This window comes from Flagellimonas iocasae (assembly GCF_042682725.1).
Lineage (GTDB): Bacteria > Bacteroidota > Bacteroidia > Flavobacteriales > Flavobacteriaceae > Flagellimonas > Flagellimonas iocasae.
Genome location: NZ_JBHUHU010000003.1, coordinates 1 through 12,445 on the forward strand (window position 1 = coordinate 1; position 12,445 = coordinate 12,445).

The window sequence follows — 12,445 nt, forward strand, 5'->3', positions numbered from 1 at the left end:
AATTGGCCTCGTCGACCAAATCACTCCCTGAAAACGCCCTGCCTTATCAGCTAAGCGGGTGCAAATATAAGAAGGTTATTTCTTCTCCGCAAAATGTTTTGGCTTATTTTTTTCGAAAAAAATGCAGAAAATTATAAGTGACTGTTTATCAAGTACAATTTAATTCCTCCTATGAAAAGAAATTCCAAACCAGCCCAAAACGAATCACAAAATCCCTGTAAGGATAGTTAGGTGCCGAATAATAATTCGGTTCCATAAAAATAGAATTTAGATGTTCCGCCTTCAAATAAATCCGTGTTTGCCTAACCTTGGCATTGATAAAAAGATCAAGCAACGGATAGCCTCCCAATTCTTCATTGTTTTGAATGTAGAATTCACCCAACAAAGGATTATAGGCATTCATATTATAGGAGGTGAAATATTTAAAAGTAACCCCTGTCTGCAAGAACATGGCTTTTTTAAACACATCACTTGAAAAATACAAGGTATTCCTAGTTACCACCTGTGGCAGATTCAACACTTGGTTGTCTTGGGTAACATCTTGGTAAAGGACCGTGTTCATCAATGCCCATTTACGCCATTTGAACTCCTTTGTATATTTTGCCCTTAAATGGTTGATGGTATTTGCTTCTTGGAACGGTTTCACAAAAGCGGTTTCCTGGGCAGCATCAATCTGCTCTTGGGTGGCCGTGGATGCAAAATAGGTATAATTGTCCAAGGCACTATACTCCGCCTCTATCCGTCCGAGCCATTTTGAATCGAGCCCAAATTTTATGGTCTGGGTCTGCTGCTTTTCAAAAGTATCCAGATTGTACCAGTTAAAATTGCGATAGTCACTTTGATACAGCAGGTAATTGAAATCTGGCATACGGGATGAGATGTGGATTCCTCCCAACACGGAAATGTTGTCATTTATGCGATAGTTGGCCGTAGCATTCAACACATTCCCGGTCAGGTCACCTGAAATGGTATAGTTGATATTGCCTTTTAAGGACAAGCGCCCAAAATTGTTGGAACACTCCCCTCCCACCGTAATCTCTTCGCCTTCCAATTTATTTGGAATGGTGCCCTCATCCGTTATAAGAATACTGTTGAAAAAATAATTATAGGTATAGAGGCCAACACTTCCCGTCACCTTTCCCAAGGTTCTATTTGAAAATTGAACACTTCCCTTGTTGAACATCGTCTTTAATCTCGCCCTATCTTCAATGGGCACCAAAAAGGGTTCATCCCCAAAGGCATTATTCTGTCTGGTTTGCGTAAAATCATAGAACTTGGTCTCATAGCTGAACTCATGACCTATCGCCAGTGAGGTTGGATTCAAATCTGTTGAGTCCCTTTTATGGTTGACCAGTTTATAGAGGTGGTCCAAATAGTAGCGTTTGCCCAATATTCTATTGTTGGCATCAGTATATCGAACATCAATCTTGGAGCGATCTTGAAAATCTGGCAAGTCCCCTTCAAATTGCTCACGGTCCAATAGCCCCCCATTTTCTTGCCCTTCTATATCCTGCGCCGCAATATGGCCCCTAAGACTATACCTTCCATTTTCCGTGCTATAATTCATGGTGGTACTGAAGATACCCGACTGCGCTTGCTCAAACCGATATTTCCCCAATGACCTAAAACCATTATAGGCCACCGACACATTGAATCGCTTTGATAGATTGAATGTCAACAAGGCATCCAAAAATTGTCCTTGCTCCATAGAGGTCTTGAACATCAACTCCGTGATGGGAGTGGGCACATTATAATATTTGATGTCCTCCACCTCAAAATACCTGGGATGCTTCGCAGTGGCACCGATTCGAGGATAATAGGAGTTTTTTGAAAATGTTTTTCCCAACTCATTGTATGGCTGTCCCATGTTCGCAAAGGGCATCAGCTCAAAATCATCTTTACGGAGATAATTGTATTTGTATTCCTTAAAAATGGTGAGGGTGGTATCTAAAAAAGTGGTGTCCCTTGCATAGGAGACAATTTTATAGTCTTCAATGAAAACAGAATCTACAACCTCTACTTTTTTTTGGCTTCTAATAAATCTCTTGTCGGCTTTTGGGATAGTATCTTGGGAAAGGGAGTCCTTTTGCATGGTCTGCACGGAATCCTTTTTTACAACATTTAAGGAGTCCTTTTGTTTGATTCTCACGGAATCCAAGGTCTCCACCTTCATTGAATCCACTTCTTTCTGGGGAGGCAAAGAGTCTTGTTGTGCAAATAAAAATTGACCCAGCAAAAACAGCAGGGTAAACAGTATCAATCTCATTCCATGGTATTGCTGGGGCAAAGGTATACGTTTTGTTTTTAAACAAATGTGAAAACTTTCCCATCAAAAAACCTACCAAATCTTGAAAACCTTGGCACATATTTGGCCTTCAAAAGAGCAGGTCTTATCTTTCAGTCCATCTAGGACAATATGCTTAAGGACCTTTACAAATATCCAAATGAGGCTGGGACCGATGAAGCCGGAAGGGGCTGCTTGGCGGGACCTGTTACCGCCGCGGCCATCATTCTTCCGGAGGGTTTCACCAATGGCATATTGAACGATTCCAAACAATTGTCCGAATTAAAACGAGAAGGCCTTCGGCCCATCTTGGAGAAAGAGGCCGTCTGCTTTTCCGTATGCCATGTCTTTCAGGATGAAATTGACGAGATCAACATTTTAAACGCCTCTTTTTTGGCCATGCACCGCGCATTGGATGCCATGGAAAAAGTTCCGAGTTTTATTTTGGTGGATGGAAACCGTTTTAAGCCTTACCCGTCCATTGCTCATGAATGTATTATTAAAGGTGATGGCAAGTATATGAGCATTGCAGCCGCTTCAATATTGGCAAAGACCTATCGGGATGAATACATGGCGAAAATACATGAGGAATTCCCCATGTATAACTGGAAAAAAAACAAAGGATACCCCACCAAGGAGCACAGGGAAGCCATTAAGGAGTTCGGTCTTACCAAATACCACCGAAAAAGCTTCAGACAGCTACCGGAACAGTTAACGTTGGATATTTAAAAACCCTAACTTTGTGTCAAACTTCAACCATGAGATATAAGGTACTGTTCTGCTTGCTTGCACTTTTTATCCTTTCCTGTGAAACTGAGGTCAAAACCAAAGACTCCCTGTTGGAGCACCTCCCACCCAATCCGGCACTGGTGATTAAAATTACCAACCTGCCTAATTTTAAGAGCGAGCTCAAAAACAATGCTTTCTTGACAAAGACAAAAGGCTTTCCAGTTTATAAAGAGGTCTTGGACAAGTTGGATGACTTGAGTTATCTTTCTACCGACGCCACCTGTGTTTTGGGACTTTATGAAGTGGGCAAGGGAAACTATGATTTTATCCTTGTCGCCAAAAAAAAACCGGAAATCTTTAACGTGGAAGAGGTCAGCAATAAGACGGTAGAAACGCTTCAATACGAAGACGCTACTATCACCAAATATACTTTGGATGGCAATGAGGTTTTTCAAATGCCGGGCGAGAAGGAAATCATTTTGACCTCCTCTAGATTGTTGATGGAAAATATGGTTCGAACCAAAGAAAGCACTGCGGTGGACCCCACTTTGGAGAAACTGTACGAGACCACAGCGGCCAATAAATCGGGTACTGTCTTCATGAATTTGGGCAGCAATGCATCCTTGCTCTCCTTAAAGGAGGAAACCGATACGGACAAACCATTCTCCGAATGGATTTCCTTGGATTTTACCGCTAATTCTGATGAAGTAAGTCTCAATGGAATTGCCATAGCCTCGGATTCCACCAAAAATTTTGTCAATCTTTTCAAAGGGACATCACCCTTGACCAACAAAACACCTGCACTTGCCCCACTGAATGCACAAGCGGTGATTTCTTATACTTTTGATGATTACCAAGTCTTTGCAAAGAATCAAAATACCTATTTTGACCGCATAAAACCGGTAGACTCCCTTTTCAATACCATTGAGGAAGTGGGTGTCATCTACCTGAACAATCAAAAGGTAGTTTTGCTCAATTCCTACGGGACCGATAGTCTCTTTGATTTTCTAGACAGTAGCAAGGCTTCTTCGGAGAGCTATCAGGGCAGCGAAATAATGGAGTTACAGAACAAGAATTTCCTAAATGAAGGGTTTGCTCCATTGATTTCGGGATTTGAATCGAACTTTTGTGTGATCTTGGAAAACAGCTTTGTCTTTTCGGAGGATAAAGAGTCGCTTCAGACCATCATAAGTAATCATAACGGTACTTCTTCGTTCAGCAACAGTCCCCTTTACCAAACGGCTAAAGCTCCTTTGGCCAGTGAATCCAGTATGCTATTTGTGGCAAATGATACAGGGATTGACCTTTTCGCCGAAAAGGAATTGGCCCCAGACCTCTTTGAATCCATCAAAGATGCCGATTTGGAGGATTATACTTTTGCAGGTCAACTGGTGGGCGACACCGATTTTGCACACCTTAATCTATTGGTCTCCAAAATTGGAAAAACGGTAGAGAACAACACAGTAACTCCATTGTTCACTTTGGAACTGGACACCGATTTGGCGATAGACCCGCTGTTTGTCAAAAATCACAGGACCAACAAACAAGAAATTGTAGTCCAGGACAAGAACAATGTGCTTTATCTTATCTCAACAGAAGGCAAGGTTTTATGGACAAAACAGTTGGAAGGTCGCATACAAGCCCCTATTCAACAAGTGGATATTTATAGGAATGGCCGACTTCAATTGGCGTTTTGTACCAACAATCAATTTATGATTGTGGACCGCAACGGTGATGATGTCCCCCCATTTAAAATTGATTTTGAGGGTGGGAACCTTAACCCATTGGCCGTATTTGACTATGATGGCAACAAGGATTATCGATTTGTGATCACCCAAGGTAAGAAAGTCTTTATGTACAACAACAAGGCTAAAATTGTCAGCGGGTTCAAATTTACCGAAGCATCAAGTCCTATTCTGGGCATTCCCCAACACTTTAGAGTGGGGAATCGGGATTATTTGGTGTTTCGATTGGAAGACAATACCATTAAAATTTTACATCGGGTAGGAAATGACCGAATTAAGGTTGCTGAAAAAATAGATTTCTCTTCCAATGAGGCATTCCTGTACAAAAACAAGATTACGGTGACTAACAAAACAGGGGTATTACATCAGATTGATACCAACGGAAAGCTCACGGCCACCAATTTCAACCTGAACAAAGACCACGGTATGTATGCCACAAGCAATACCTTGGTATTGATGGACGACAATGTGCTGAGCATTAAAGGAAAGAAAGTGGAGCTGGATTTGGGCGTTTATACCAAGCCTAAAATATTTTATATCTACGATAAGATCTATGTAAGCGTCACGGATATCCAAAACCAGAAGATTTATCTGTACGACAGTCAGGCTGAGCCCATTTCCAATTTCCCCGTTTATGGAAGTTCCTTAATTGACCTCACGGACATGGACAACGATAAGAAACTGGAGTTGGTGGCCAAGGATCAAGATAATTCTATTATTGTCTACAAGATAAATTAAAGCTTCCTCTTTGCGGCTTATACAATGGTTTAAACGAGTTACACATTTTTAAGTGTGCTTAGGAAGGTTTTTGGGTAATTTAGATAGAATTGCTTTTAAAAACCTAAACTATAGAACACTATAATGAAAACCTCAAGTAAGACCTTCATCAGTTTTATCATTGCACTTATGGTCGGTTCCACGATGAATGCACAATTCTTGAAAAAGTTGGCCAAAAAGGCCGAAAGAGCTGCAGAGCGAACTGTTGAAAGAAGGGTGGAGAACGAAACCAGCAAAAAAACAGACCAAGCCCTGGATAGTATTTTGGAACCCGGTTCCGGTGGTAACCAATCGCCAAACACGGGAAATCCCGGAGATGACAACCCGAACAACACAAGCGCCAATTCTGGAGGAAACTCAAATTCAAATACTCCAAGTGCTTCCGCAGAAAAAACCATAACCGTTTACAGTAAGTTCGACTACGTTCCTGGCGATAAACTTCTATTCTTTGATGATTTTGCCAACGATTTTATCGGTGATTTCCCCTCTAAATGGAACACCAATGGTAGTGGAGAGGTAGTTACCATAGACAATTCGCCCCAACGCTGGATGGAGTTGATTCCCGGTTACGGGATACATTATGTTCCCAACATGCCAGATTTGCCCGAGGAATATACTATAGAGTTCGACCTGTTCGCCTATGGTGTGGATAAACAGACTTCATCAACAGCCGGAATCGAGGTTATGCTTTCCGATGACAAAAACTTTGATGATGGCGACCATTATGCCAAAAGTTGGATTCCTGTTGGGCAATATGCCGTGTTCAGCATACACAATAGAAACTATGCTCGCGGAGAAGGATCAACCATTAACAGTGGCGTTAAGGCGGATATCCGAAATGCAGTCCTTAATCAACCACATATTTCCATTGCCGTGAACAAGACAAGGTTCCGGCTTTGGGTAAACGAGGAAAAATATGTGGACATTCCACAGATGGTTCCTGCAGGCAAACTGAGCACCCTTAAGTTCAATGTAAATGGTTTAAAGGACGGCAAGGAAAAAATATTCATATCTAACCTTAAAGTGGCCGAAGGCGGTGTTGATTTGCGGAGAAAGTTACTTGCCGAAGGAAAAGTGTCCACTAACGGGATTCTTTTTGATGTAGGTTCAGCCAATCTTCAACCACAATCCATGGGTGTTATTCTTCAAATTTCACAAGTATTGGCCCAAGAACCTTCCATGAAACTCAAAATTGTTGGCCATACCGATGCCGATGGTTCTGATGAAAACAATCTAAAACTATCTAAAAGTCGTGCGGAATCCGTTAAAAATGCACTTGTGTCTGTATATGGAGTTTCCGCCGATAGATTATCATCGGAAGGAAAGGGTGAAAGTGAACCTGTAGCCGACAACGGAACGCCTGATGGCAAGGCACAAAACCGACGCGTAGAATTCATAAAACAATAATAACATAACCATTTTTAATCAATCTCATGAAATACTATTTTCTTTTACTTATAATACTATTTTTTTCAGTCAATACCGCTAAGGCACAGACCAGTTGTAGCCAATATTATACTATGGTGGAAGGTGCCAGCTTTCAATACACCAACTATAACAAAAAAGGAAAGGAAGACGGCAAACTGACCTATAAAGTGACCAATGTTAATGGTTCCGGCGATAACATTTCTGCCACAATGGTCATGGATATGGAAGACCAAAAAGGCAATACCTATTCTTCTGAATATGATGTAGCTTGTGATGGCAATGTGGTCAAGGTAGATTTTAAATCCTTGATGAACGAACAGATGTTGGCTCAAATGGGTGATGTTGAAATGGATATTTCTGGAACGGATGTAGAATGGCCCAATGATTTGAATGTAGGCCAGGAACTCCCCGATGGAAATGTAAACGTCAAAATGAAAATGAGCGGTGTAATGAATATGAACATGAACGTGGAGACCATCAACCGAAAAGTGGAAAAAAAAGAAAGTGTGACCACCCCTGCCGGAACGTTTGACTGCTTTGTGATCTATAGCGAAACCAAGAGCAAAATGATGATGGCCAACCAGACCTTTCCGTCGCGCGTATGGTTAGCCGAGGGAATAGGTATGGTAAAACAGGAATCCTATAACAAAAGAGGAGATTTAACGAACAGTTCCGTATTGACCGCGTTCAGTAAATAAAAAAAGGTTTTACATTCGTTCCACTACTTCTTTTCCTAGGATAGAAGAAGATGTTATCAACTCTTTATATAGGGCACTTCCATTGTCACCATTGGTAAAAATAACTATGCCACTTTCTGACTTGGGAAACAGAATAATAATAGTATGTATGCCCGGATTACTCCCTGTATGTATCTGGGCATATTCATCATTATCCAAGTCTTTTATAAGCAACCATCCCAACCCAAATTCATTTTTATTCTCAAAACGATATTGAGGTTTTACCATTTCTTCGGCTATATCACTTTTTAATCCGAAGGAGTGCAGCACTCCAATAGCGAACCGACAATAATCTGTTATGGTAGTAAGCACCAAATTGGATGCATTGGCAGCATTCCATGTTTCCAATGGATAAGGTGCTCCATCTTCTTTATGCCTATTGGCATACAGTTTTGAATTCATGTTTTCATCCCAATAAAACCGTGTATCGTTCATCTGCAAAGGTTCAAAGAGAAGACTGTCGGCCAATTGTTCGATAGGTTGTTTAAATTTGTGCTCCAAAGCTTCTCTGAGATATTCAAAACCTTCGCCTGAATATTTCCATTGAGTTCCCGGTTCAAAGGCAAATGTCAATTTACCCTCTGGTTCATGCCCCCTCCAATTGGGCAATCCTGTGGTATGATCAAGCACAATCCTTGTGGTAAGCTTTTTATGATAGGGGCTTGACACCACATCTGGATCTACCCAGTATGGGTATAATGGGCTGTCAAGATTCCATACACCATTGCTTACGAGTTGCAACGTAAGTTGCGTAACCAACGGCTTGGTGAGCGATGCAATATTAAAAAGTGTATGTATCGATGCTTCTGAATTGTCATCCATAGTTCCATACACATTCGCCGACTGTATCTCTCCTTCCTCTATAATTCCAATCCCAACCGTTGGAACATGATATTTTTTCATCAAGGCCTTTACTGTATTCTCATCTGGAATGCTAATTTGTTGAGCAAAAGTGATGTATAAACACATTACTGCCAGTGCGAAGGAGAATGTAACTTTTCTGTTCATTCTTAGCTTTTTATCAAAGAGAGGAGCAAAATAAAATTGTTACACTGAGAAGGTATAAATGGAATAGCTTGAGATTGGTAAATATTCAAAACCCTTCCAAACCATCCATGCCTATTTCCCAAATGGAGGTTCTGTACCACTGATTTTTATAGTACAATCCAATAATGGAGCTCTCGCTGACAAGACTTTCATCTCCCTCGTCTGATAAATGGTCATGAATTGTTTCATTGTACATCAAAACTTCAAGTTGACCATCGCCATTAAAATCCAAGCCAATACAATAACGTGTACCTGACATATCCTCCGAACCAGAAACTACGGTTTCTCTATGCACTTTAGCTTCATTAAGGTCGATGTGATTCATGAAAGTTGATGACACCAGCAGCACAGGAGAATGTTCATCAAACTCATTTTCTTGTTGAAAAATGATGGGAACGCCGTGCTTGTCTGGAACATCCAATTCCCCATGAGGATAATAAGTGGCGTATTGCACCCCAACCAAGGTGTCTATCGAAAATTGCTCCAATTTACCCCCTTTGATGGCCAAAAAAGTCAAGGATTTGCTTAAAGTCAATGTTTGGACTTGCTTTCCAAATCGGTTTTCCCAATGTTCGGGTTTTGAAATGGGTCCAGTCTTGGTTTTGATTTTGATTCCATCCAGTTCCATAAAATAGTTCAATTCATTCCGATTGAGGATAATTTTATCAGTGCCCTGGGTAGATTTTGGAAGTACATGTTCCCACAGGCCATCACTAAGACAGGAAATGGAGGTTGCACCAAAGTCCCAACGTTCAATGGTGCTTTGGTCGAGGACCTCTAACTTGAGTCGTTTTTCAAAACTATCCTCTTGTGCCATTGTGCTTAAAATACCACATAGCACCATCAACCCTGTACATACACTTTTCATAATTTTTCATTAAGGTATGGGATGAAGGTAGCAGAGCTGTCACCAAAAAAACTGGGTCAATTGATCTATGGGTGGTTTAGATTGATGGATAGTCATCTTTATTTTTATTGTAGCAGGTTTTCTATCCTGTGGTAAAAACAATATCCTTTAAGTCATCGGTCTGAAAAAACATCCCTCTTTCTCCGTCCCTAAACGCAATTGAACTTCTAGCGGAGGTTACAAAGCCATTGATTTGATAAAGAAGTTCTATTTCCTCCGACATTTTTTTGGGATAACATTCGGTTTGGCTCCAATGGGGGTACCCGAACAATTTATCTTCAGAGCTACAGTGCTTATTTTCAATTTTTTCCAATACCTCCAAATTCTCCCACAGAAAATCCAATGCATCTTCACCAATATAAGCAGTCAAGTATTCCATTTTTGCATTAACATCAACAAGGCTGGGATAATCATCAAAAGGTTGCCATCCCACAATTTTATGTTCTAGGGATATCTTTTTAAGCATTAGCTTGGAAAACGAATCTTCCACGCTAAAGAGTGAACTAAAATCTACGGGGACTTGAATCGGTGGTACAGTGATTTTTACTTTTCTGACCAAAGAACTGTTGTTTTTGGGATAACCCAACTCGCATGTGGAACCGGCCAAATCTCTAGTGACGCACTCAAAATACTGAATTAGGGCATTTTCTGGCCTTATACTTGGGATTTCCGATAGGTTAAGCTGAAAAACCAGCGGCATTAAATTGCCGCACATAGTGCATAATGGCCAATCAGTTGGACTTTGCAGATAGGGATATCCATTGTATTTTGAATGTATGGAGAAGCGGGGTCGACAATCCATTTTGTCAAGTATTGGCCTATAGGCCATTTTTTTTAACGACCCCCATACGCGTTGAATTTCAACTTCCTCCACTTTTTAGATAATAATGGTATAATTTTTCAGCGTTTAATTCTGCCTATACATTCCTGACACTGTTGAATGGACAGAACCGCTATGCGAGATTAACTTTTTTTGAAATAATAAATCCAGGTCAATTGATCTATGGGTGGTTTAGATTGATGGATGGAGTTAAATATGTAGGAGGTTGGGGTGTTACACGTATCGTTATAAGATATGAATCGGTTTTAATGATTTATATCGCCCGATACTGAAACAAGTTCAGCACAGATACCTGCCTATCGGCAGACAGGCATGAAGTTAGAATTTTTCAAGGGAAAAATCCAGCCAGAATTGATGGGTTCCTATTAAGGATTGATGAATGGAAAAAATTTAAACTTCGGTCTTCTCCCGAACCAACTCGGCTTCAAAAAGTACTTGAAAATGCTTGAGCAGTTTCGCTTTCACCTCTTCTACATCCACCTGTTTTTGGCCCAGTTCCACATTCAATGAGGTAACGGCTTTGTCCTTGATACCACAGGGAATCATCAGGTCAAAATAGCCCAAATCAGTGTTTACGTTCAGGGCAAAACCATGCATGGTCACCCAACGGCTGGCACGTACACCCATGGCACAGATTTTTCGGGCAAAGGGTGTGCCCACATCCAACCAAACGCCGGTTTCTCCTTCGGAGCGTTCGCCTTTTAAGCCATATTCGGCCAACGTGCGAATCACCATTTCTTCCAAAAAACGAAGGTATTTATGGATATCGGTAAAGAAGTTGTCCAAATCCAAAATGGGATAGCCCACCACCTGTCCAGGGCCGTGGTAGGTAATGTCGCCCCCGCGATTGATTTTATAAAAAGTCGCTCCCTTTTGTTCGAGAGCCTTGTCATCCACCAATAAATTATTGATGTCCCCGCTTTTTCCCAAGGTGTAGACATGGGGGTGTTCCACAAACAAAAAGTGATTGGAGGTTTCAGTGTGGGTCCCTTCCCTCCTGTTCTTGATTTTGGTGTCAATGATTTCTTGGAACAACAATTCCTGGTAATCCCAAGTTTCCTTGAAATGTTTGTGTCCCAAATCCTGTAGATCAACCTTTTTGTTCATGCTACAAAGATACGAAGCTTGCGGCTCACAAACTATTCTTCCAATTCCACCTCAATATCCAAAAGTTTGGGGTCTTTCATCATTTCCAAAAAGGAGACCTCATAAATCATGGTTTTTCCATCTGCACTAAAAGTGGCTTCTTCGACGGTGGTGGATTTCACTTTTCTCGGAAAATGATATTTTAAGGTGTACGTGGACCCGGAAAGAAACATTTCGGTTCCCTGAAGACTATCTATATTTTGTTGGAATAATTCCTGGTCTACGATTTTGGCCGTCCTTGAAAAGGTATTTTTGCTGAAGGCATAGGTAACCTCCGTGGATTGCTCGGACATGGGCACGGGTGTAGCTTGTTCGGGCTGACTTTTTGGGCCCATCAGGCTTGCTTCCCTGAAGGTGTTGAAGGCATCGTTTACCTCATTCACATCCTTGAATTCGCTGAACAGGTCAAACTTCATCACCTTGTCCTCGGGATTCATGATCATATGCAAATAGAACGGCTCCAATTTTTTCAATTTTGCCTGTTCTTCGGGTGAAAGCTCCGCGATACTATCGTGTTTTTCTTCCAACAACTTCTTAAAAGAAATGATGGAATCAATCGGTTTTTCGTTTTCCTTCATCATTTGATCCCCGGCCATTTCCATCAGTTCAGAACCATCAAAATTTATGGAGAGCTTCCCGGAACCATCTTCCTGTAAATGAATCTCTTCCGTAAAATTGCAGGAATAGGTAAACACAGCTATAAGTGCTAGGGCTAAGATTTGGATTTTTTTCATAAAAACAGTTTTAGATTGATTGCACCCGCATTTAGCGGGTAATTGCAAAGCGCTAAAAATACCATAATGC

10 protein-coding genes are annotated in these 12,445 nt (G+C 41.1%); 4 read left to right on the forward strand and 6 right to left on the reverse strand.

Features of this window, described 5'->3' with window-relative positions; genetic code table 11:
- Nucleotides 1-169 precede the first annotated feature (169 nt).
- Nucleotides 170-2,266 carry a putative porin gene (locus ACFSJE_RS07350; RefSeq protein ID WP_379830339.1) on the reverse strand — a complete coding sequence of 699 codons (2,097 nt, stop codon included), beginning with the start codon at nucleotides 2,264-2,266 and terminating at the stop codon, nucleotides 170-172.
- Between the two features lie 150 nt (nucleotides 2,267-2,416).
- Here ACFSJE_RS07350 and ACFSJE_RS07355 point away from each other — a divergent pair, with 150 nt between their 5' ends.
- From ACFSJE_RS07355 to ACFSJE_RS07370, 4 genes are all read left to right on the forward strand, one after another.
- Nucleotides 2,417-3,013, forward strand: coding sequence for a ribonuclease HII (locus tag ACFSJE_RS07355; RefSeq protein ID WP_379830340.1), 597 nt, complete (start codon nucleotides 2,417-2,419; stop codon nucleotides 3,011-3,013).
- A gap of 29 nt (nucleotides 3,014-3,042) precedes the next feature.
- Nucleotides 3,043-5,496, forward strand: a complete 2,454-nt coding sequence (locus ACFSJE_RS07360; RefSeq protein ID WP_379830341.1) for a ribonuclease HII — start codon at nucleotides 3,043-3,045, stop codon at nucleotides 5,494-5,496.
- A 123-nt stretch (nucleotides 5,497-5,619) separates the two neighbouring features.
- Nucleotides 5,620-6,942 (forward strand): OmpA family protein, encoded by a 1,323-nt coding sequence (locus tag ACFSJE_RS07365; RefSeq protein ID WP_379830342.1) that lies wholly within the window; start codon nucleotides 5,620-5,622, stop codon nucleotides 6,940-6,942.
- A 26-nt stretch (nucleotides 6,943-6,968) separates the two neighbouring features.
- Complete coding sequence (locus tag ACFSJE_RS07370; RefSeq protein WP_379830343.1) at nucleotides 6,969-7,661, forward strand: TapB family protein; 693 nt, start codon at nucleotides 6,969-6,971, stop codon at nucleotides 7,659-7,661.
- A 9-nt stretch (nucleotides 7,662-7,670) separates the two neighbouring features.
- Here ACFSJE_RS07370 and ACFSJE_RS07375 read toward each other — a convergent pair whose 3' ends face one another.
- From ACFSJE_RS07375 to ACFSJE_RS07395, 5 genes are all read right to left on the reverse strand, one after another.
- Nucleotides 7,671-8,708, reverse strand: coding sequence for a serine hydrolase domain-containing protein (locus ACFSJE_RS07375; protein ID WP_379830344.1), 1,038 nt, complete (start codon nucleotides 8,706-8,708; stop codon nucleotides 7,671-7,673).
- 85 nt (nucleotides 8,709-8,793) lie between these two features.
- Nucleotides 8,794-9,615 carry a hypothetical protein gene (locus tag ACFSJE_RS07380; protein WP_379830345.1) on the reverse strand — a complete coding sequence of 274 codons (822 nt, stop codon included), beginning with the start codon at nucleotides 9,613-9,615 and terminating at the stop codon, nucleotides 8,794-8,796.
- A 121-nt stretch (nucleotides 9,616-9,736) separates the two neighbouring features.
- Entirely contained in the window at nucleotides 9,737-10,456 is a 720-nt protein-coding gene (locus tag ACFSJE_RS07385) for a DUF1963 domain-containing protein (protein WP_379830346.1), read from the reverse strand.
- 429 nt (nucleotides 10,457-10,885) lie between these two features.
- Nucleotides 10,886-11,602 carry a lipoyl(octanoyl) transferase LipB gene (gene lipB, locus ACFSJE_RS07390; RefSeq protein ID WP_379830347.1) on the reverse strand — a complete coding sequence of 239 codons (717 nt, stop codon included), beginning with the start codon at nucleotides 11,600-11,602 and terminating at the stop codon, nucleotides 10,886-10,888.
- A gap of 32 nt (nucleotides 11,603-11,634) precedes the next feature.
- Nucleotides 11,635-12,375 carry a hypothetical protein gene (locus ACFSJE_RS07395; protein ID WP_379830348.1) on the reverse strand — a complete coding sequence of 247 codons (741 nt, stop codon included), beginning with the start codon at nucleotides 12,373-12,375 and terminating at the stop codon, nucleotides 11,635-11,637.
- Nucleotides 12,376-12,445: the final 70 nt, after the last annotated feature.